This window comes from Rhizobium sp. LARHSG275, from assembly GCF_052871115.1.
The window spans coordinates 77,392-99,282 of sequence record NZ_JBIXJN010000021.1 but is presented as its reverse complement, the minus strand read 5'-3'; the positions used below and the strand labels follow the sequence as shown (position 1 = coordinate 99,282).

Here is a 21,891-nt window from a genome sequence, read left to right as displayed (position 1 = left end):
CGAACCGCAAAAGTCTATCAAGGACCGGATTCGCCTACTCGCCCTGTCGCAAGTTGCGAAGTCGGTCGAAAAGGACGGCGAGCACGATTGCCCCACCGATAAAGCATCCTTGCCAGAATGCGTTGATGCCGAGCAGGCCAAGACTGTTACGAATGACCTCGATGAGTGCGGCGCCGACCAAGGCTCCAAAAGCAGTGCCGACGCCGCCAGCCAGGTTGGCGCCGCCGATAACCGCGGCGGCAATGACCTGAAGCTCCATTCCGGCGCCGATGTTTGTGGTGACGGCGCCGAGCCAGCCGGTTTGAATGATGCCGGCAACCCCCGCCGAAAGGGCAGAAATCATATAGACGATGACCTTGATCCTCGGCACGGGAACACCTGTCAGTGTCGCGGCATGCTCATTGCCGCCGATGGCAAAGACATAGCGACCGAACTTGGTCCAGCGCAGCACGAAACCGGTAATGAGTGCCAGCACGATCATATAAAGCACTGGATTGGCGATGCCGAAAACCCAGGCGCCGCCACCCAGCGCCAGGAGCTTGTCGTGATCTGGCCCGAACTCAAAAACCACAGTGTTGTTGGATGCAACCATCGCAAGGCTGCGCGCAATCGACAACATGCCGAGCGTGACGACGAAAGGGGGGAAACCGAGATAGGCAATCAAGACGCCGTTGAAAGCTCCGACCAACAGAGCCGTACCGATTGAGGCGGCGATGCCGACTTCAATGCTGTATCCCGCATGCATGACGACCGCCAGCACCATGCTGCACAGGCAAAGCACGGAGCCAACGGACAAATCGATGCCGCCGGTGATGATGACCAGGGTCATGCCCAGCGCGATAATGGCGACGAAGGTGACGTTGCGGGTGATGTTGTAGATGTTCTTCGCCGTCGCAAAGGAGTCCGTTGCCATCGACAGAAAAATGCAGGCGAGAATGACGGCAATCAGCACCCAGAATGTCTGGCCGCTCATGATCGTCGCAAGCCAGCTCCGTTGCTTCTGTCCGATCGTTTGGTCAAGTGTAATCGCCATCGTCGACCTTCTTCCTTCTCGTTGCAACGGATAGCATCGATCACACCTGTTCGATGGCGCCGGTGATCAGTCCCGTCACTTCCTCCGGCGAACTTGCCGCAATCTGCTTATCGGCTACTTTTCTGCCTCGCCGCATCACGATCACGCGGTCGGCGACCGAAAAGACGTCGGGCATGCGGTGGCTGATCAGGACAACGACAATGCCCCGGTCCCGCAACTGGCGGATCAGATTCAGAACCTCAGCCACCTGGCGCACGGAAATGGCTGCTGTCGGCTCGTCCATCAATACGATTTTCGCTTCAGACAGCATCGTGCGGCCGATCGCTACCGCTTGCCGCTGGCCACCTGACATTTGCTTGACGAGGTCGCGCGCCCGCGTCTCGGATTTGAGTTCGCGAAATATCTCGCCGGCGCGCTTGTACATGCTCTTGTGGTCGAGGATGCGAAGAGGCCAAAGGCCGCGGCGCAGTTCTCGTCCGAGGAACACGTTCGCTGCCGCCGTCAGATTGTTGCAGAGCGCCAAATCCTGGTGAACGATCTCAATGCCATGCTGGCGTGCTTCCTTCGGCCGATGAAGCACGAGATCGGCGCCGTCCAGCCGCATGGTTCCATGGCTCGGCCGAAAGTTGCCGGCAATCATCTTCACCAGTGTGGACTTGCCAGCGCCGTTATCGCCCATGAGGCCGACCACTTGCCCCGCTTCGAGTGAAAACGAAACATCATTGACTGCCTGGATGGCGCCGAAATGTTTGGAAATATTGCTGAGTTCAAGAACCGCCACCAGCCTCCTCGCCTCCCAAAACCTGCGGGCCATCCATCGCTCCGAACCCTGCCTGTCTCCGACGCAAGGCTCAAGCGTGTCCGCTTCTCCAAAGTCCTCCCAGGAAAAGCGAATGGGAGCATTTACGCAAAACCCTGCGACAGCGTCAACTCATTGTCCCGGCCGTTGCCCCTATTGTCGCAAAAATCTGTTTTGTCAGACAAATATCATTTGACGAGAGTGGTGCCCGGATATTAGCTACTCATGGGGGAGAATGAGCATGCTGATCCTTGTTACCGGTGCGACGGGCAAGGTCGGGCGGCGCTTCATTGCTGGGCTGCTTGACGATCCGAGATTTTCCAAAGCCCGTATTCGTGCGCTTTGTCATAATCGTTTGTACGAGGCGACCGACCGTGTCGATGTCTTCCAAGGCTCGATCGCCGATCGCGATGTCGTGGTAGCGGCGCTGGATGACGTTACCCATGTCGTGCATCTCGCCACATGTAAGGAAACGCCTGAAGACATCATGGATGTCACGGTCAAAGGTCTCTTTTGGCTGCTCGAGGAGTTCCGTACGAGCGTCACCGCACGCCAGTTCATCCTGATTGGTGGTGATGCGGGTGTGGGACATTTCCACTATCGCCACGACGGCCCGATCACCGAGAACACCCGCCATTGTGCCTATCCGGGAAGCTATGCGCTCTCCAAAGTCCTGGAAGAGGTCATGCTGGAGCAGTTTGGCATTCAGTACGGCCTTAATGGCTGTTGTCTGCGCGCGCCCTGGATCATGGAAAAGGACGACTTCAAGTATTCGCTGTCTTTTGGAGACGACGTCTTTGGCGGTCCGGACTGGAAGACGCTCGTCCCTGAAGACGCGGCACGGCGCTATGCGGCGATGGGTACGGTGCCGCTGCTGCTCGATGCTGACAGTCGTCCGCTGAAACGCAACTTCGTGCATGTCGATGACCTTGTATCGGCAATACTGGCAGCGATCGATAACCCCCGGGCGGAGCGGCAACTCTTCAATATCTGCATGGATCGACCGGTCGACTATGCTGAAGTCGCCGCCTACCTCCTGCGTACCCGCAATCTCGGCTCAATCGACATACCAAGCCGCTTCCATTCCAATTGGATGGACAACAGCAAGGCGAAATACCTGCTGGATTGGCGGCCAGACTACGATCTCGAAATGCTTATCGACTCGGCATGGCAATACGAGCGCTCAAAGGAGGAGCCTCGCATCGTCTGGTATCCGGGTTGATTTCGTGTGGCGGGCACGCGGTGTCCGTCTGTTTCAAGGGAGGAAACTATGAGGAAGGCATTACTACTTACAGCCGCAGTTTTAGCACTGACCGCCGGGCAGGCCTTGGCCAAGAAGCAACTCGTCATTGTCGTCAAAGGCCTCGACAATCCGTTCTTCGAAGCAATCAATCAAGGTTGCCAGAAATGGAACAAGGAGAACCCCACGGCCGAATACGAATGCTTCTACACTGGTCCGGCATCGACATCCGATGAAGCCGGCGAAGCGCAGATCGTTCAGGATATGTTGGGCAAGGCAGACACGGCTGCAATCGCAATCTCGCCGTCAAATGCAAAGCTCATCGCCCAGACCCTGAAGACCGCCAATCCAACGGTTCCGGTGATGACGCTCGATGCCGATCTTGCCGCCGAGGATGCAGCCTTGCGCAAGACCTATCTTGGCACCGACAACTATCTGATGGGCGCCCGCATCGGCGAGTACATCAAGAAGGCCAAGCCGAAGGGCGGCAAGATCTGCACGATCGAAGGCAATCCGGGCGCAGACAATATTCTACGCCGCGCACAAGGGATGCGCGACACGCTCACTGGTCAGAAAGGATTGCCCGCGCTGAAAGGTGAGGGTGGCTGGACTGAGGTCGCGGGCTGCCCGGTGTTCACCAATGACGACGGTGCCAAGGGTGTTCAGGCAATGACCGATATTCTCGCGGCCAATCCCGGCATGGACGCGTTCGGCATTATGGGTGGCTGGCCGTTGTTCGGCGCACCGCAACCCTATCGCGACCTGTTCAAGCCAATGGCCGAGAAGATCGCCAGCAACGATTTCGTCATTGGTGCGGCCGACACGATCGGCGACGAGGTTGCCATTGCGAAGGAAGGCCTAGTGACTGCGCTCGTCGGCCAGCGGCCATTCGAGATGGGCTACAAAGCACCTTCGGTGATGATGGATCTGATTGCCGGCAAGCCGGTTAAAGATCCGGTCTTCACCGGGCTCGATGAGTGCACAAAGGATACAGTCGACACCTGCATTCAAAAGTAGGTTCACGGTTTGGCGCACCCGGTTGAAGGGTGCGCCGACTGTCCTCACGAGACGGATCGAGAGATCCGCAGGGTTGACGCGCCTTGAATTCCGCGCTTTGTGCCGGCGTCAATCGCAGGCGACTTCCTCGTTATTACGATTGTTTTGATCATACGTGCAGACAGTCGAAAGAATGCTGAGGCAGTAGAAATAAATGCCTGACAAAAAATCAGGAAGGCCAACGGCTGCGGTCGAGGTGGTGACGGTTGACCGCTCGATAACCACAAGGCGCCCAAATTCTCCTCGCATGACTGGGGCGAGCGTTCATGTGTCATTGGCCGGCGAGATCGGTCTGCGAATCGTGCGCGGGGACTATCCGCCGGGCACGATCCTGCCAAATGAGGCAAGATGGTCGGAAGTCTTTGACGTCAGCCGCTCGGCGGTGCGCGAAGCGATCAAGATGTTGATGGCCAAGGGCCTGCTTTCTTCCCGCCCGAAAATCGGCAGCTGGGTCGAACCTAGGGAACGTTGGAACCTGCTGGATCGAGATGTCTTGGGCTGGTATGCCGCATCTCCCGATCGCGAATCCTTTCTGAGAGCCGTGCAAGAACTCAGGCATATGATCGAGCCGGAAGCGACTGCGCTTGCTGCGGAGCGACGAACTGAGGAGCAGATGAACGCGATCAGTCAGGCCTTGCATGACATGGACCAGGCGACATCGCTCCAGCAGCGAACAGAATCCGATGCGCGATTTCACATCGCGATCTTGCGCGCCTCCGGAAATGATCTGTTGGTACCGCTCGGCGTATTGATCGAATCGGCGCTGAATCACCTCTTCGCCCATGTCACGCGGGAGGAAGACAACTTGCGATATGCGCTGAAACTTCACGAAAATATTGAGAAAAGCATTCGACTGCAGCGGCCGAACTTGGCGCGCAACGCAGTCCGCAAGGCGCTGGCAAATACCGACGACATCATAGCCCGGTGGTCACGATAGACGTTCGCATTCTGTCCGGTTGAGGAAGCGGTTGCCAGTCCCGCGTGCATATGCCGTCATAGCATGGGGTAGTCCGTGATATCGGTTCGACGGCTGTTGCCCTCAGTATTGAGCAAGATCTGGTATAGTAAATCATTACTTACGGGTTCCTTTCACGCAGCCGTTGAAGTCCTCGGGGTTTCGAATGGAAGGACGCGTCGGCGTCGTTCTATGGAAAAATCAGGATTGACCCGGAGCCCCCTAGCCAATCGACTCTGGTCGCCAGGCGTGAGATTCAGCCTGAGCGCAGCCGGTTCACTGGACTTGAGGGGTTAATCTCCGTTCTTTAGACAAAACGCCAGCACATAGTCGCCAACATCTTTCGAGTATGGCGCTCCACCAACCGATATCAGGACATATTGCTTGCCTGTTTTCGGCGAGACATAGGTCATAGGCGTCGCGCTCGAACCGACCGGGAGAGGATATTTCCAGAGTTCGGTACCGTTCTCGGCATCATAACCGCGGATATAATAGTCCTGGAAGCCAGCGAAGAAGACGATTCCACCGGCGGTCGCCGACGTGCCGGCGTAGCTCGGCAGGCCCATCTGCATGGGCAGCTTGGTTTTGATCTTGAACGGCCCGAGTTCTTCGGCTGTGCCGGCCGGAACCTGCCATGCGATCTTGCGCGTCTTCAGATCCACTGCGGTGACGGTGCCGAAGGGCGGTTGCGTGCAGGGAACGCGAAGCCTCGATGTCCACATCTCGGTGGCCATGGCGTAAGGCGTACCACGCTGGGGAGCGGAGGGGCCGTGCGCGGTTGTGGTCAGGGCAAAGTCGACGTATTCGGCGCGCGGAATGAGTGCAAAGAGACTGGGCACGCGAATGTCGTTCATGAAGACCCTGTTGTTCGGCAGGTCGACCGATACGCTTCCCCAATTGAGGCCGCCGAGATTTCCCGGCTGCTGGATCGCATACTGCGTGCCGATCGGGGTGAAATCGCCGTCGTAGCGCATCTTGCGGAATGCGATGCGGCATGCCAGCTGATCGAACATCGTCAGGCCCCAGGCGGTCTGCTCGGTCACGCGCTCCGCACCGATTGTCGGCATGCCGACGGAGTAGGGCTGCGTCGGGGACAGTTTCTCTTCCGGCGCGCCGCCTTGCTGCGGCACCGGTTTCTCCTGAACTTCGGCAAGCGGTGTGCCGGTTTGACGGTCGAGGAGAAAAAGCTGCCCGCGTTTGGTGGTCTGCAGCAGAGCGGGCACGGTGGCGCCATTGCCGTCGGGCAGATCGATCAGGAGGGGTTGGGCCGGCAGATCATAGTCCCAGATATCGTGATGCACGGTCTGGAATTTCCATTTCTCCCGACCCGTCGTTACATCGAGCGCCACCAATGTCGCGTTGTATTGATCGGCGAAACCAGGGCGATTGACGCCGTAATAATCCGGCGTGGTATTGCCGAGCGGTGCATAGATGAGGCCAAGCTTGTCGTCGAAAGCGGCCATCGTCCACATGTTGGGCGTGGCCCGCGTATAGGTCTGGCCGTCCGGCGGGAGCTTGGTGATCTCGGGGTTGCCGAGATCCCATGCCCATTCGAGCTCGCCGGTGACCACGTTGAACGCGCGGATAACGCCGGAGGGTTCGCCGACCTCCTGGTTGTCCGTGACCCAACCCCCGACGACGATCAGATTGCGGGCAATCAGCGGCGCCGATGTCTGGAAATAATAGCCTGACTTGACTTCGCCCATGCCCTGGGAAAGCTGGACGGTGCCATTGTCTCCGAAGTCCTTGCAGAGGGTGCCGGTCTTGCTATCGATTTCCAGGAGACGGGCATCGATCGTCGTCTGCACCAAACGCTCGTTACAGAGACCATCGGCTGACTGGGTCGCCTTTGGCATCTTGTAGTAACCGAGGCCGCGGCAGCGTTGCCAGTAAGGCGCCATCGCCTTGGGGTCAAAGGTCCAGCGGGGTTTGCCGGTATCTGCATCGAGCGCTGCGATCACGTCTGTCGGCGTGCAGGTGTAGACCGTATCGCCGATCTGCAGCGGGGTGTTCTGATCGGCGCCATCGCTTTTTCCGGTGCGATATGTCCAGGCAAGATCGAGCTTGGACACATTGCCGCGGTTGATCTGATCGAATGGCGAATAACGATCTCCTGCGGTGGTGCGGCCATAGGATGTCCAATCGGAGGGAGCGTTGTCGCCCTTGGCGGTCTTGTAGGCGGTGATGTCGGCGGAGGGGCGGATAATGCCGTGCGGCACAAAGCTCAGGCCGAAACCCGCGACGAACAGGATCGCCGTAACCGAGGCACCGCCATATAAGAGCTTCCGGTTGGCGGTCAGGGAAAGCGACGGAGCAAAGAGAAGCGCAAAGCTTGCCAGCGCGATGGGGGACATCAAGCGGGCAAAAAGCGCCCAAAAATTAAGACCCGACTCCCATAACGCCCAGGGAAGGGTGAGAATGGCGACAAGCAGGACGATGAGGCTGCCTGATATCTTCCGGCGCCACAGCAGAAATGCGCCAACCAGATAGGCAAGTCCGGTGATCGCGTAATAGGGCGAACCGCCGAGGAGCAGCAGCCAGGCGCCGCCTGCGATCAGCCCCAATCCGATAGAGGCGAGAACAAGACAAAACAGGGTGGCCAGAAATTTCATAGTCTCCTCATCCAATCCGCTGCCCGATCACCTGGATACCAACTCCGACCATCGCAGGGCACCTCGGGAGCACAGGGCCATGGGTTGATGGTCAGAGACGCGTCTTCGGGAGAGGGCTGCTCTCTCGTTCAATTTTTAACTGATGTACCTGTGGTCACTGACACGCGGCCCCGACCCGGCAATGATGCCGGCGCCGCTCTGCGGCAACGGCTTGCCATTCCAAATCGAGTCAATACTTCTGAAAGGGGCACAGATGTTTCTCGGCGAAAAGCTTGATCAAGCGAACGGGCGACCGACAGGATTCGATTATATGCGATTACTGTTAGCCTTTTCAGTGCTTTGGATACATACGGCCCGCGTCACGTACGGCGATGACCTCTTTCTCTGGGAGTCATCCTTCCGCCCTGTTATCAAGTCTGTGCTGCCCATGTTCTTTGTCCTGAGCGGGTTCCTGGTGGCTGGCAGTCTCGAACGATCGAAGACATTGATTTCCTTTCTCGGTAACCGATTTATCCGGATCTACCCTGCTCTTGCGGTAGAGGTATTGTTGGCTGCCTTTATACTCGGTGCGATCTATACAGAGTATGACCTGCGTGACTATTTCACCGATCCTCAGTTCTTTACATATCTGATGAATGTCACAGGGCACATTCACTTCAATCTTCCCGGGGTATTCCTGGATAATCCTGATGCCGCGATGGTGAACGGGCAGCTCTGGACTGTGCCCTTCGAGCTTGAGTGCTATGGGGTGATTGCCGTCCTCTTCTTGCTCGGCGTCGTCAGGCGGCGGGTGATTGCCCTTATCGCAACGCCGGCCTTGATCATAAGCTTCGGTATCGCAAGATATTGGAAACATGAAAGTGATTGGGCGAATATGCCGACGACTGCGTCGGGCAATCTGCTCATTTGTGCTTTTCTTGTGGGGGTGACCTTCTATCTCTACAAGGACAAGGTTCTTTGGGATATCCGCATTTTCCTCGCCTCGGTGGCGTTCATCCTATGGGCCTATTGGTTCACCTCCTTTGGGGACTTTGTTGCCATTCCGGCCATGGGATATGTCACGGTCTTCCTTGGCCTCACCTCGCCCCGCAAGCTCGGCGTCCTGCGTGGAGCTGATTACTCCTACGGCGTCTTCCTCTATGGCTATCCGATCCAACAGGCGTTCGTAGCGCTCGGACCTTGGGCGCATAACTGGTGGCTGAACGGCATTGTCTGCAGCATCATTGCCGCTTGCTTTGCCGCCTTCTCGTGGAGGTTCATCGAAAAGCCGGCGTTGAAATTGAGGAAACAAGTCACCTGGCTGGAAAACCTCAGTCTCCAACGCGTCGCAAAACGGCAATTGGCCGGCGCTGTCTCGAAATAGGCTTGCCGATACGGCCTCGATGCCGGCAATTCCATCGCAGGTGTTCAACCGGCAAGGACATCAGCAGAGCTCGCCATGGCGGCGGGCTCTGTTTTCGTTGTTGCGCGCCCGATCACCTCAGATGAACAATCCGGGTCCATCGCAGGAGCCGAGTCTTGCGTAGGCTGTTGCGCAACACTGAGGCCGTCGCGCTTGCCGGACGAGCGTAAGCCCGATCGTTGCCAGCGCACATACGCTCGAGCGTAAGCCTATTGCCAAATTCATCTTTTCAGGAAAAACACGTGAACGTTCAGTTCGGCGAGAGGAGGCCGGAGTTGCATTGCCGGCTGCTGTATAAGCCTTCGATGCCTAAAATCTTTCTGACTGCAATATCCAAGGATTTCTTGGGTTTAACGGGTAGAACAGGCCTTCTGGATGAATAGTCGAGTATTATCCGATGGGGTTCAACGACTTGCTGGGCGGATGTTAGCAATATTTTAACCGTGATAGATAAAATACTTTGATCGAACTTCGTTTCGACTTTGGGTTTTGTCATGTCGTCGTGGGCTGGCGGTGGCTTGAAGGAGGTGTGAAGAGAGGATCAGAATAATGCTGAAGAGCACGCTCGTCGTGGTTGCCGTCTCCATCGCTGCCGGAGCCACCATCCGCGCCTCGGCCTTTGCAATATTTGCATTTCTAGTCGTCATGGCCTTGGGCGGCGTGATCCTGCTGAAAGGTACCTCCTTGACGGAGGCGGTCGTTTCTTGTTTCGAAGTGCTTGTATTGATGGAGATATGCTATCTGGTGGGCCTGTTTGCCTTCTCCTTGTGGCATATTCAAAAGCGCCGGAAAAAGAACGCCATCACTGAGCGCTCCCATGTCACAGGCAAACGCCCTCATGGGTAATGACATGACCGAGGCCGGCCGGATGGTCGGCTAAGCTGGGCGCGAAGCTGAAAGATTGCGACGCGCTTCAGGAATCCACCCTGGGCAGTAAGGCGTGCCGGGAAAGCAGGGCGGAGAGCGTCTTTGCCACGATCACGAAATCCAACGCCAGCGTCCATTTGGACAAATACTCGACGTCGAGGGAAATCCTATTCCGGTAGCTGACGTCGTTGCGCCCGCTGGTCTGCCAATGGCCAGTCAGGCCGGGACGGACGGCCATGTAGGCGTAAGCATGTTCACCGTAATGTGACAGCTCTTCTTTGGTAATGGGGCGGGGCCCGACGAGGCTCATTTGACCCAGCAACACGTTGATCAATTGCGGAAGCTTGTCGAGGCTCGATCGTTTCAAAATATCGCCGACGACTGTGACAGGCGCGTTGGCCGTTGCATCGACTGTTATCGTACGAAACTTGAGGCAACCAAACTCTTTTCCCTTATAACCGATCCGGCGATGGGAATCGAAAATTGGCCCCCAATCACTTAGCGTTGTGATGGCTGCTACCGATACAAGGAGCGGCGACAGAAGGACTAAGAGCCCTGCTGCAATGATGAGGTCCAACGCGCGCTTCAGAATTCTGCTGATCGTATGGGATTGTAACGAATTGAATGGACGCCTTTCCCGTCGCGCCCTGGCGAAATCCCGCCAAGGTTTGATCGGGTTTATGCCCTGATTTTTTCCCGCCATCCGCGTCTCCGTTAGACAAACCCCAGAAATCACAGCCAAAGCTTGTTTTATTGCAAGTTCTATGTCTGTGACCGAGGTCATAATCGTGAATAAATTCTTTATTCTCTGAAGAAATTCCCGTGAATATATTAAATATTACCTTCGCTTTTGGCGATGTAGCAAAAATATTATTTATCTTTATTTTAATAAATGACATTATTATTATAATTGTTAACATATTCTGCGGATTGGCAATTGTCATAAATCGTATAAAAATTGTCGTACAGCTTCAAAGCGTTGCTTAAGACAGAATTCAACATGAATTTTATGATATATAAATGTGAGGATCCGTCATTATTATGTATAGTTTCAACACGATATTTTTATTTTATTACTGTTTGACTTTCTAATTCAACTTATTACGAATGTCTCTCGAGCTAGTAAGCCAATTAGTCTGCGTGGAGTTGCACTTATGGATGGGGTGATTAGCATCAGAGACGACAGAACTAGAGGAAACGCGGCGCGAATAGGCGAAGCGATTACTTTCGGGACTGCAGGTATTGTTTACGGCGATCGGGGGGGTTTGGATCACGAGTTCCCGTTTTGCCGCTCGAGTGTTCGCAAGTTTCGTCGCGGTGAGCTTATTGCCAGCGCCGGTGTCCTCATCGACATGTTCGCCCGTGTGCAGCGCGGAATGGTGAGTGCAAGCACCCCGCTTGCCGATGGACGAGAGTTCATCGTCGAAATCATTCCTAAAGGTGGCTTGATCGGCGAATTGGAAGTGCTGCGCAAGCAGTCTCTCAACCTGGAATATCGGGCCTCCTCGGACTGCGAACTCCATTACTTCGACGGTCGATTACTGCGGGACTTGTGTGCGAACGATCCGCAATTTCAGGTGAAGATCCTGTCAAAGGCGCTGGCGCGTGTTTCCGAACTCGAACTGCGGATCATTGCCAATGCCGGATCGAGTCTAAGGCAGAGAGTGGCCCGGACGCTGCTGCGTCTTTCCGCCCTGTACAGAATGGATGCGGAGAATAGTGGCGATGAGCTGATCATCTCCCAAAATGACCTAGCCGCAACGCTGCCGGCGTCGCGTGAGAAGGTCAACCAATGCCTGCGGCGTTTGCGCGAGAACAAAGTGGTCGATGGGACACAGGGCAAAATCCGCATTCTCAATCGCAAGGCGCTTGAGGCTTATGCCGAGGGTGTGACGTCTCTCGTTTGAGGCGGCGCCTCGATAAAATAAAACGGAACGGCAGAAGCCTCAACAGAACCCGCCGCCGGCGGGCTTTGTGTTTGATGGGGAGTTGATAGTCAGATGATGCAGGCTGAAAGCTCGGGTTGACGTGTTGGCTCTTGTCTTCATGCGCGTCGTCCCAAAACCGCTGCTCATTTTTGGACGACTTGCATTAGACTTCGGTCTCGGAGGCATTCCTCCAGTATTTCCAGCCTTCACCCTGTATGAGCCCGTGATCGGACAGGTCCTTCCAACTTCTGTAGGTCCCCGTATCGTCATGGACGAAGTCATCCATGTCCTTGCCTGAGGAGTATACGGTGTATTCTTCCGTATGTTGGGACCGGTGTGCAGCATCGGCAACTTTGTGCACGAAGGTCGACAGAAACTTGAAATGCAGAAGGGCGCCGGATACGCCGAGCGCTCCGCGCATGTCGCCCAAATTCAGCGAGAGCGGCCAGACCTGGTGCGATGATTTGAGAAACAGACGTTCACCGGCCACATAGACGAGAGGTATCTTGTTGAGCGCGGGGCCGTCCCACAGCCGGTCGTGGAAGTAGACCCGCCCGCGAACGCCACCCTTGATCCATATTGTCCGGTTGCGTTTGTCGAAATGCGCGATATAGCCGGATCGGTCGAAGAGATTGCAGACCTCGAGCGGGTTGCGACCGGGTTCGCAGATGTTCTCGAGAACGGGATGCGGGCTATACATGTCGATCATGACCGAGCGGAGCGAGTGGCCGCCCATGGATTCGATATAGGCGGTCAATTGATCGATCGGCCGAGTGTCGCAATGGGGATAGACCAGAAATTCATCTGCATCAACGTACAGGACCCACTTCTCCCGGCAGTGCCGGTTGATAACTTCGTTGATCCAGTCGTTTCCGAATCTCGCCGCCTTGTAGGACCCATGAGCGGAAAGAAGGGAGACGTCGTCGAAGCTGGACAGCAACTCGGCTGTGCCGTCGGTCGAGCCGTTGTCGATGCAGATGAAGTGCTCGAAGCCGAGATCACGATAATACTGCAGGAAGAAGGCCAGCCGGTGCCCTTCGTCGCGGATGACGCAGATGACGACGTGGCGCGCCTGCTCGAGCCCGCTGCGCAGCAGGTCATAGCGAACCTGCCGAGCCTTGAGCGACTGGCGCAGGCGGGCTTTCAGATAATGCGAGATACTGGCGGCGGAAGCGCTATAACTCATATTCTGTCCTGAACATTATCCATTCCTGGAATGAATGGATGAATACTTGCGCTTCCGTCTGCAAGTCCACGGCTCGACCGGCGACGCTGAGTTCAGTTTCGCGAACATTCAGGTGGGACCAACAATACACCATCATACGGCATAATCGCCAACCAGCAGGCTCTGAACCCGAGGATTGAATTCGTTTTTCTCAATCGCGTGTTCGATGCGCGCCCGTATCGATCGATATTTATACAGCATCTTACGGTCGAAGCTTATTCCGCGATACAGAGAGTTGTAAATCGGATGTGCTTTGCGCAAGTCGACGTACACTTGGCTTTCTTTATCGGTCCATGGAAAGAAGGTTCCGTGCCATGGCTTCGGATGCGCCATATAATGGACGATCGACAAGGAGGACATGGTCACCAGATGAAGGAACTGTTTGGGAAAGTTCCACCGGTTCGATACGAGGATGAGCGATGAACCGCAGACATAATTCAATGCGCCCTGATCATGTTTGCCCTCGCAGGCCTCGGGATTTTTAGCAAAAAGCTCAAGCGCCTCCTGTCCGATCCAGCCGTTGCGATGGAATTTCAGGACCCCTGCATTGAAATAGTGGCTGTCCTTTCCCGTGTCGAGGAAGTCATGGATCGCCGTGTAATCGCGTGCCGCGAAAAACCTGCCTTCAGGCACAACGGCACTTTCGAAAGCACCCAGATCGCTGACGATCTGGGTATCCCCATCGAGGTAGATGATCTGGGTATAATGGGCAGGCAGGATCTCGCAAAGGACCAGCTTGGCCATCGTGCTGACGCTGATGCGCCCCTGGAAATGCGAACTGTCGAGCTTGCCGAGCGAGTCCTGCAGCGCCTCAGTCGCATCGATCAATATGACCCTGCTCGTTGCGAGCAGGGCTTTCAACTCTTCGAAATTGTCGAGATGTTCCGACATGAGGACGCAGACATCGGTCACGGGGCTTGCGAATTTGCGAGCCTGAAGCGCCGAGAGAATGGTCGGAAATGAATATTCGACATCCGTGACGTAGACGACGCACTGATTATTCATGTCATCACCCTTCCGATTGTGCGCAATACGATTGAATCGGCATTGTCTTTGCGAGGCGAGGGAACAGTTGTGAATTGAGCCGACAGGTCTGTCATATGAAGGCCCTGTTCAGTATATATTGCCGACATCCAGTCCAATGGTGCTGAATCGGTATCTGGCTGACGGCGGCTTTTGCGTGTTTCATTGTTGAGGTATTCATTATGAGGAATGCCTTGTCTGTCATAAGGCTGTGTTTCGACATATCGTTTCGCGGTACGACGATTGGTGCCGGGACGTTTGGTGGAATGCGGAGGGGAGGGGGATTGTCATGTTGATCACCATACTTGTGGCAGCCGTCATTTCGATCGCTGCCGGGGCTTCCATCCGCGCCTGGGCTTTCGCAATTTTTGCATTTCTCGTCGCAATCGGCTTCGGCAGTGTGGCTTTCGTCGACGGGTCTTCGGTGATTGCGGCAATCCTCTTCGGTGTCGCCATTCTCTCGCTCATGGAAATCGGCTATCTGGCGGGCGTGTTCCTCTCGGGGTTTTTGCGACGCAGTGCCAGGCTGCGGGAAAACAATTCCGCTGCAGATAGCGTCGCGACCACCCGTGAGCGCCCGCAAGGCTAATATCGACATGGAATCCGCCACATAGCCTTCTGCGGATGGCCTTGCAGGACGGCGTTCGTTCGCCAGTTTGTTTCTACAGGAGATTCTTGAAAGATGCGGCGTGGCCGGCTGGCTTCGGCCCCGTGCCGGCACGCCAACGGCTTGATGAGATTGCCATGCTACGCCATGGCGGAGCTCCACAGCGGGCGTCATCGTGTTGAAAACATCGGCGCTCTCATCAGAGATGTCGATGTCCCCAGTGGAGTCCGGTTGGCAAGCGATCGGGTCGCGCGGCGTGGCGAGGTATTGGTTGCCGCCAGGCAGCCGGCCGCCAGGCCGGCCGTGGTGCTGAACAGCAAACCGAGATCGGTGCCGCTTCCCGATATCGCCGCCGAGGCGACCTGGGCGATGGATGCCATCACCGCCGCGTTTCCGATCGCGTGCATCTCCCGATCGCCTGACCTATGCCGGCCGGAGGCTCTTACGAGGCTGTACAGGAAGGCGGCGAAGAGAAGAGTGCCGGTCAATCCGACATTGGAAAGCAATGCAGCGATGAAGCTCGAGGCTCGAACCGTGCCGAGCCCGGCGCCGAAGGTGGCAGTATCGACGAATGCGATCAATGCCAGCGTGTTCCAGGCAGTGCGCTCTTCGCCGGATTGCGATTGAAGCTTGTCCGACAAGGTGGTGTTCACCAGGCCGGCAATGGAATCCCACGCATCGGGGACAAGGCTGAGCGCGACGGTGGCGCAGGGAATCAAGAACAGGGTGATCACCAGGAGTGCCACGTGCGGAGTCGTGGCCGGGCCGCCGATCAGTCGTTTCAAGCTATAGAGCACGAACATGCAGACAACGAAGATGCCGGCGATATAGGCGGTTGTTGAGGTGCAAAGGACGATCGTCGGGCCGATAAAAAGCGTTGCAAGTCCCGCCATGCGGCTTTGGACGCGCTCCAGCCAAAGCATGAGCGTGAAGGAAAAATAGGTCAATGCGACCGCGCCATAAGTGCTTGCTTCGGGAAACGGACCGACGATGCGTTTGAAGCCGCTGATGGTCTCGGCCGTATGCATCGTATAATTCGCATTTCTGATGACATCGAGCAGGTAGGACTGGTCGGTCAGGAACGTTCCGATATCGACCAACGCCAGGGCAAAACATGCGAGCGAGGCCACGATCAACTGCAGTGCGATGAAACGGGCATATCCGAGCCTGGTAAGCCCCGAGATGGCAGCAAAGCAGGCCAGATCGCCGAGCAGATAGACGGACTGGCTGAGATTGGACGAACCCGGCGACAAGGGAGCGGCCACCGTCGACATCATGCCTGTGGCGTCTCGTGCAGAGGAGTAGACCAGGGTCGCGCCCGCAAAGATGCGGGGCAAGAAGAAAGAGGATGCTACGGAAAACAGGATGTAGCAGGCAAACCAGAAACCAGGACCCGGATAGGCGAGACTGGTCAGCATGGCCTGTGTTTGAGCCGGGCGTAGCAGGGCGGCGGCCACGAGAAAAAGTACCAGCAGATGGCTTGGCTGGATGCTGCTGCCGCCGAGCGCGGGCAATTGGAGAGCCGCTGCGGCCCCCAGCAGCGTCGACAGGCAAAGGGTCGCCACCGCAAAACGCGCGCCGTTGACCATGCCGAGCAGGCCAAGAAGCAGAACGATGAAACCGATCGGTTCTATCGACATGCTTCAGACCCCGATCCGGACGGCAAGCGGCAGAGGCATCGGTTTTGCCGAAGACCGGCATCCGCCTTTCGGCGCGATGCTTGAGGCGGAAGCCGCCAGCTGTCGTCGATGCTCACAACCGCCCCCTAATTCGATCCCGTCTGGGATATCCAGCCGGCAGCCGCTTGATTATCGCCTGCCACATTCGACAGCGGGACGGTCGAGCTTTGCTGCGGTGCGGACTGCAGCTGCAGCGGAGGCGACGGCGTCTGAAGGTCGGTGTCGATGCCGATTTCGACGACATCATGCGGCCGCAAGGTGGTCGTCTCGTCCGCCTCGATATTGCGATAAGTCCCGTCTTCGTTGCGACGCACGATCCTGTAGTTCTTCTGCGCTCTGCCAAGACCCGGCGTTTCCGTATTCATCTGGGCGAGTTGCGCGCTGTAGCCAGCCTGCTCGCCCAGAAGCTGGGCCACCTGGATATCGATCGCCGCCCTGCCGATCGCCAGATTGACCTGGTTCAGCAGTTCCTGGTTTTCGCTGTTCTGCCGATTGACGATATTGATCTTCGAGCGGTCGGCTTCGCTGAGCCCCTGGCGAGCCGTGGTCAGGGCGACTTCGAGATCGATCAGCGTGCCTTGCGCATCCGCGACCCCGCGGTCGACCGAGACCTGACGGGAATTGCTGACCAAGCCCTTGCTCACCAGGCTGTTGACATTGTCCAGTTCCTTCTGCGCGAGGTCGATCTGCCGTTTTTGCGAATTGATCTTGGCCTCGAGAGACTGGACCTGCTGGCCGTAGAGACGGCTGAGGTCGCTTGCCGCTTCGATCTGGCTTTCGATATCGACGCGTCGCAGCCGCATCAGGTTCAATTCCTGCGCCTTCAGCTTGTCCACATCGGGCGTTCCGGCGAGCTCGGCAGGGATCTCGAAACTCTGTTCGCCGGCAATCTCGGCGCGCAACCGCGCCTGGCGCATCAGAAGATCGCGCCGGTTGAGAATGGCGGTTCGATAGGCGCCGGCGGCCTGGATCCGGTCGCGCTCGAAGACGGTATTTTCCTCGCGCTCCCGAAGGAAGCCGCCGGCGATGCTGACGGCCTTCATGACCGTCATATCGGCCTCAAAAGCATAGCGCCCAGGGGTCTGCACGGTTCCGGTTACGAAGATCGGTGCATGTTGAGCGATCTCCACCGCGATGAACGGTTTTCCCGGTAGTTCGGCCTTTTCGGAGAGCGCAGTGGCGATCGCATCGGAAACCTGTTCCGTCGTCTTGCCGATCGCCTGCACCTGGCCAGCGATCGGGATCGCCAGATTGCCGGTATCATCGACCGTATATGTCCCGCCGAGTGCCTCCCAGCTCGCATACCGGGCATCCGAAGATCGCCATTCGACGACACGCAGTCGCACCTGATCTTCCGGCACGAGCGTATAGTTTTCCGCATGAGCGACGCTCCAGCCGGTTACGCAGGAAGATACCAGCAAGGCAAGGGCGGCGGAGATGAGGCGATCGGACAAGGATGTGCGCTGCATGTCTGCTATCTCCTTTTCGTTGCGATCGGCGGCGAAGGCAGCTCGCGCGGCGAGGGATTGCCGAATTCGAGAATGCGGGACGGAGAGGCGCGGCCGATAAGAAGATCGGACAGGGCCAGCAAATTGCCGTTCAAACGTCCCCAACGGTCGACCAAGCGATCATTGAACAACAGGCCCCGCGTATTCGCCAGGATGTTACGGCTGATCTGTGCAACGGCACGGCCCTTCGACATCGTGCCCTTCCGGGTCAGGTAGACAGGATTGGCAACCTGCGAATAGCCGAGTCTTCGGCCGGGCTGGCGCCCGGATCTGACGCCGAGGTGCACCCCGCGGGCACCTTCGACACGGACGGACCTGCCATAGCGGGCGATGGACCGACTGAAATCGACATCCTCGAGCCAGCCGTAGAGCGGCAATTGTTCATCGAAGGCCAGCGCGTGCTCGAGAATGGGTGAAAGGCGAACCGCCATATTGCATCCGTAGGCGTTATAGACATCCGTCACCTGCACGGCTCCTTCGGCCGCAGTTTCAAGAACCTGCAGAGCGTTTGACACGCTGAGGCCGCCGTCGAGGATGCCATCGGCCAGAACTTCGCCGGTGGCGATCGCCACGTCGGGGTTTGCCGCAAAGACGGCCGCCATCCGCGACAGGAAGGTCGCGGCGGGAATGAAGTCGTCATCCAGGAAGATCAGAACATCCGTATCGGCAGCGGCCGCCTGGATGATCCTGTTGCGCTGAGAGGTCAGGCCGCGGCTGCCGACGATGACTTCCACGTCGCGCCGGTCGGCGAGCCCGGCTGCGTCGTCGATCACGGGCACGCAGACGATCAGCCGCTCGGCCTGATCCTGCAGGGTCGTGAGATAATCCACCGTCTCCCGCAGTATCGATGGGCGGCCGGCCGAAGCGATCCCCACGGCCATTCGCAATGGGCGGCTCGCGTGCCCCGCCATGGCTTCAGCGCCGCAAGGAACAGGCGCCGGTCCGATCCTGCTGTGCTGCCTGGTTGCTTCTGCCGAAGGTGAGGTCATGACTCTATTCTTTTCGGTGCATGATTGATGATCGCGCCGAGGATCTCCGCGCCGACATTCCGCAGGGTGTCGATGACGCGCATGGTGTCGTCGATCGAGGTGCGCCCGTGCGAGGTGACCACGAGGACACCGTCCAGTTCCGGCGCGATCGCATTGGCATCCGGCGACGCGGAGAATGCGGAAATGTCGACGAATATGGCGTCGAACTCCTTTTTCAGTTCGGCGAAACTCAACTGCGTGCGGCGGGAACTGAGGCGTATGGCTGGCGTCACCGCTTCGACTTTGCCGAGGGGAAGAAATTTCAGCGTCGGGGTGAGGGCCAATGCCGCCGTCTGGATCAGTTCGCCATTTTCGAGAACGTCGACGAGACCTGTGGAACTATGCGGGGCGATCGATTTGCTGAGCGACGATTTCTGTGCGGCTGCATCGATCAGTAGCGTGTGAGCGCCTGATATGGAGGACAGCACCGCAAGTTCGCATGCTATGGTCGACGCCCCGCCGCCGGGATTGACGGCGACGATTCCAATGACGACCCGGCGTTTGCGCCGAAGACCGACGACTGTCGCGCTCAGTTCCGCCATGCCCGGTATGACAGGATAGGCGGCTGTGCTGCTGCCGGTACCGGCAGCAAGGAAACGTGCAGGATGACTATTGCGGATCCGCCTCGATGTCGCTAGCAAAGTGACAAAGGGCAGTCCGCCGGATTCCGCAATCTGATGGGGACGGATGATCCGGCGATCGCCGGCGTGCCTGATCATGGCGAGTGCCAGCCCGACGCCAAGACCAACCGCCGACGCAAAGGCGATAATGAGCGCGCTGCGTGGTCTGGCCTTCGAAAGCGGCAGTGTGGCCTGCGAGACGATCGTGGCATCGGATACCGGGTAGGTGATGCGCTGCCGGGCTTCCGTCAACTGGTTCAAGGTATTTTCGTAGAGGGTGCGGCGGGCGTCCGTTGCACTCTGCAGCTCCGCAAGCTTGAACTGATCGCGCGGATTGCTCGTGAAGCTGGCCAGGGCGCTGGCAGCTTCGGCCAGTCCACGCTGCTGTTCGCTTACAAATCTTGCCAGCCATTCGCTGTATTGGCGGGAAGCATTGGCCTTCATCGCGATATTCTTCTGGATATATTGCCTGGCGAGCATATCGGCGATGTCGACGGCCCTCTGAGGGGTCGACGCAGCAGCCGAGATCTCGATGATCGTCGAGCTCCCGACCCGGCGTATTCCTATCATGTTCAGCAGAGTAGCGATGGCCCGATCCTGGATCCGATCGTCCTCCGCCTGCGGCTGTGCCTGGCGCGCCCCTGTGCCTACTGCCTCCTGCGATTCCGGATCTGATTCAGAGGAAATCCCCATCAACCAGTTCTTTGCTCTATCCTGCAGCGAAGGCGCCTGATCGACAAAGCCAGGATCGGTATCGAGACCAAGTGCCCTTACCGTTTCGCCGATGACATCGCTGGATCTGGCGATCTCCAGCTGTCCCTCTATGAATGCGTCTTCGGCGAAAGACCTTTGTGCTTCGGTGCCGCTCACCTGAGGGAAGATCACAAGTTGCGTGCTGGCGACGAAAGTCGGCTCGGCGCTCAGCACATAGATCCCCGCCATTGCGAGGAAAACGAGCGTCGTCGCCACAATCCATCGCCAGCGCATCCTGAGAAAGAAGAGCATATCTCGCAAGGTCAGCGGCGAATTCCCGCCAGTGGCTGCGGCAGGCAGAGATATCGGAGAAACACCGCTGAAGATCGTGCTTGAGGTCATGTCGTCCTAATCCAAAATGGCGAGATCACGGAGTAACCAGGGAGTGGCAGCTTGGAGGGGGACGGGGGCAGCGTGTCTTCCGATTTCACGCATGGTTGGCAGCTTCCCTTGAATGCTCAGTAAGAGCCGCGCTGCGAAAACAGAGCGGGAATGGTCTTGGCAATGATGACGAAGTCCCGGCCGAGCGACCAGTTGGCGAGATAGTGAACGTCGAGGGAAACCCGGTACTCATAACTGACATCGTTGCGCCCGCTGGTCTGCCAGTGACCGGTCAGGCCCGGGCGGACGGCCATGTAGGCCCAAATATGCTCGCCGTAGCGCGGCAATTCCTCGGCCGTGATCGGCCGGGGGCCGACAAGGCTCATGTCGCCACGCACGATATTGATCAGCTGGGGGAGTTCGTCGATGCTCGACCGCCTCAGGATCTCGCCGACGGCTGTAACCCTCGGATCGTCCTTCAGCTTGCGTGTCTCTTCCCATTCGCTTCGCGCAGCCGGGTTGTTTTGCAGCAATTCGGCAAGCTGAGCACTCGCATCGGTCTTCATCGTGCGAAACTTGAGGCACCCGAACGGCGCTCCGCCGACGCCGATACGCGTATGGGAGTAGAAGACCGGGCCGCGGTCGCTCATCTTCACGATTATTGCGACGATCAACAGAAGCGGGGAAAGGAGGATCAGCGCCGTGATTGCGATGAAAAGGTCTATCGCGCGCTTCGACGATCTGCCTGCGGCACGAGGCCGGGACGAATGGAGATCGCCGTCTTTCGCGGACCGTCCGACACGCGACCAGGCCTCGAAACTATCTGCTTCCCATGTCATCGATGGTCTCCAAAACATTCCGATTAAGAACCGTTCAAAGTTTGCTGCGCCGCACTCTGGTTGTCTGTTACCAAGGTCATAATCCTTAATAAATTGTTTATGCTACTAACGGGCAATGGAGAGTTTGGATTACACCCTGATGGCCTTCTTTTCGTTTCAAACGACAATCTAAGCTAATTCGAGACGATTATCTTCTGATACTTGTTTATCAGTTTTGATATCACCATTTCGATTATTGCTGTTTTTAATTCAGTAAGCCATTTTAATAGGCAGTCATATTCGATCAAACGGCGGTTTTTTAGCTCCACTGAGATTTTGAATTCAGTTCGTGATGTATATTTTGTTTTGAATCTAAATAGATGCTTTATCTTTACGTCAAATTTCGCTGATGTTATT

The 21,891-nt window shown here is 57.1% G+C and carries 18 protein-coding genes; 7 read left to right on the top strand and 11 right to left on the bottom strand.

The features are described 5' to 3' along the window. Positions 1 to 34 precede the first annotated feature (34 nt). Together ACIPSK_RS25830 and ACIPSK_RS25825 are read right to left on the bottom strand one after the other, a co-directional pair. Complete coding sequence (locus tag ACIPSK_RS25830; RefSeq protein ID WP_017965925.1) at positions 35 to 1,033, bottom strand: ABC transporter permease; 999 nt, start codon at positions 1,031 to 1,033, stop codon at positions 35 to 37. 40 nt (positions 1,034 to 1,073) lie between these two features. Then, the gene (locus ACIPSK_RS25825; protein WP_017965924.1) at positions 1,074 to 1,814 is read right to left on the bottom strand and encodes an ATP-binding cassette domain-containing protein; all 741 of its coding nucleotides are present in this window, start codon (positions 1,812 to 1,814) and stop codon (positions 1,074 to 1,076) included. A gap of 259 nt (positions 1,815 to 2,073) precedes the next feature. Here ACIPSK_RS25825 and ACIPSK_RS25820 point away from each other — a divergent pair, with 259 nt between their 5' ends. The 3 genes from ACIPSK_RS25820 to ACIPSK_RS25810 all read left to right on the top strand — a co-directional run bounded on the left by ACIPSK_RS25820 (position 2,074) and on the right by ACIPSK_RS25810 (position 5,065). Then, positions 2,074 to 3,054, top strand: a complete 981-nt coding sequence (locus ACIPSK_RS25820) for an NAD-dependent epimerase/dehydratase family protein (protein ID WP_170257915.1) — start codon at positions 2,074 to 2,076, stop codon at positions 3,052 to 3,054. Between the two features lie 48 nt (positions 3,055 to 3,102). Further along, entirely contained in the window at positions 3,103 to 4,089 is a 987-nt protein-coding gene (locus ACIPSK_RS25815; protein WP_162117895.1) for a substrate-binding domain-containing protein, read from the top strand. Positions 4,090 to 4,282: 193 nt separating this feature from the next. Beyond that, positions 4,283 to 5,065: a FadR/GntR family transcriptional regulator gene (locus ACIPSK_RS25810; protein ID WP_162117896.1), complete on the top strand. Its 783-nt coding sequence runs from the start codon at positions 4,283 to 4,285 to the stop codon at positions 5,063 to 5,065. A 311-nt stretch (positions 5,066 to 5,376) separates the two neighbouring features. Here ACIPSK_RS25810 and ACIPSK_RS25805 read toward each other — a convergent pair whose 3' ends face one another. Then, complete coding sequence (locus ACIPSK_RS25805; RefSeq protein ID WP_162117897.1) at positions 5,377 to 7,695, bottom strand: membrane-bound PQQ-dependent dehydrogenase, glucose/quinate/shikimate family; 2,319 nt, start codon at positions 7,693 to 7,695, stop codon at positions 5,377 to 5,379. 253 nt (positions 7,696 to 7,948) lie between these two features. Between ACIPSK_RS25805 and ACIPSK_RS25800 the strand changes: the two genes are divergently transcribed. Together ACIPSK_RS25800 and ACIPSK_RS25795 are read left to right on the top strand one after the other, a co-directional pair. Then, complete coding sequence (locus ACIPSK_RS25800; RefSeq protein WP_032985372.1) at positions 7,949 to 9,058, top strand: acyltransferase family protein; 1,110 nt, start codon at positions 7,949 to 7,951, stop codon at positions 9,056 to 9,058. Positions 9,059 to 9,646: 588 nt separating this feature from the next. Then, a complete protein-coding gene (locus ACIPSK_RS25795) occupies positions 9,647 to 9,943 on the top strand; it encodes a hypothetical protein (RefSeq protein ID WP_162117898.1) in 297 nt (98 codons plus the stop codon). A 67-nt stretch (positions 9,944 to 10,010) separates the two neighbouring features. Here ACIPSK_RS25795 and ACIPSK_RS25790 read toward each other — a convergent pair whose 3' ends face one another. Continuing rightward, positions 10,011 to 10,667 carry a sugar transferase gene (locus ACIPSK_RS25790; protein ID WP_162117899.1) on the bottom strand — a complete coding sequence of 219 codons (657 nt, stop codon included), beginning with the start codon at positions 10,665 to 10,667 and terminating at the stop codon, positions 10,011 to 10,013. Between the two features lie 451 nt (positions 10,668 to 11,118). Between ACIPSK_RS25790 and ACIPSK_RS25785 the strand changes: the two genes are divergently transcribed. Further along, positions 11,119 to 11,871 carry a Crp/Fnr family transcriptional regulator gene (locus tag ACIPSK_RS25785; protein WP_170257917.1) on the top strand — a complete coding sequence of 251 codons (753 nt, stop codon included), beginning with the start codon at positions 11,119 to 11,121 and terminating at the stop codon, positions 11,869 to 11,871. Between the two features lie 184 nt (positions 11,872 to 12,055). Here ACIPSK_RS25785 and ACIPSK_RS25780 read toward each other — a convergent pair whose 3' ends face one another. Next, positions 12,056 to 13,078 (bottom strand): glycosyltransferase family 2 protein, encoded by a 1,023-nt coding sequence (locus tag ACIPSK_RS25780; protein ID WP_162117901.1) that lies wholly within the window; start codon positions 13,076 to 13,078, stop codon positions 12,056 to 12,058. Between the two features lie 132 nt (positions 13,079 to 13,210). Next, positions 13,211 to 14,122 (bottom strand): glycosyltransferase family 8 protein, encoded by a 912-nt coding sequence (locus tag ACIPSK_RS25775; RefSeq protein WP_162117902.1) that lies wholly within the window; start codon positions 14,120 to 14,122, stop codon positions 13,211 to 13,213. Between the two features lie 307 nt (positions 14,123 to 14,429). Here ACIPSK_RS25775 and ACIPSK_RS25770 point away from each other — a divergent pair, with 307 nt between their 5' ends. Continuing rightward, entirely contained in the window at positions 14,430 to 14,729 is a 300-nt protein-coding gene (locus ACIPSK_RS25770; protein ID WP_026154331.1) for a hypothetical protein, read from the top strand. A 188-nt stretch (positions 14,730 to 14,917) separates the two neighbouring features. Here the strand turns inward: ACIPSK_RS25770 and ACIPSK_RS25765 are convergent, their stop codons facing one another. The 5 genes from ACIPSK_RS25765 to ACIPSK_RS25745 all read right to left on the bottom strand — a co-directional run bounded on the left by ACIPSK_RS25765 (position 14,918) and on the right by ACIPSK_RS25745 (position 21,495). Then, a complete protein-coding gene (locus ACIPSK_RS25765) occupies positions 14,918 to 16,387 on the bottom strand; it encodes a hypothetical protein (protein WP_162117903.1) in 1,470 nt (489 codons plus the stop codon). 125 nt (positions 16,388 to 16,512) lie between these two features. After that, positions 16,513 to 17,895 (bottom strand): polysaccharide biosynthesis/export family protein, encoded by a 1,383-nt coding sequence (locus tag ACIPSK_RS25760; protein WP_162117904.1) that lies wholly within the window; start codon positions 17,893 to 17,895, stop codon positions 16,513 to 16,515. Between the two features lie 5 nt (positions 17,896 to 17,900). Further along, the gene (locus tag ACIPSK_RS25755; protein WP_210254200.1) at positions 17,901 to 18,923 is read right to left on the bottom strand and encodes a glycosyltransferase family 2 protein; all 1,023 of its coding nucleotides are present in this window, start codon (positions 18,921 to 18,923) and stop codon (positions 17,901 to 17,903) included. Beyond that, positions 18,920 to 20,677, bottom strand: coding sequence for a polysaccharide biosynthesis tyrosine autokinase (locus ACIPSK_RS25750; protein ID WP_162117906.1), 1,758 nt, complete (start codon positions 20,675 to 20,677; stop codon positions 18,920 to 18,922). The genes ACIPSK_RS25755 and ACIPSK_RS25750 overlap by 4 nt, the downstream gene beginning before the upstream one ends. A 116-nt stretch (positions 20,678 to 20,793) precedes the next feature. Further along, the gene (locus ACIPSK_RS25745; protein WP_162117907.1) at positions 20,794 to 21,495 is read right to left on the bottom strand and encodes a sugar transferase; all 702 of its coding nucleotides are present in this window, start codon (positions 21,493 to 21,495) and stop codon (positions 20,794 to 20,796) included. Positions 21,496 to 21,891: the final 396 nt, after the last annotated feature.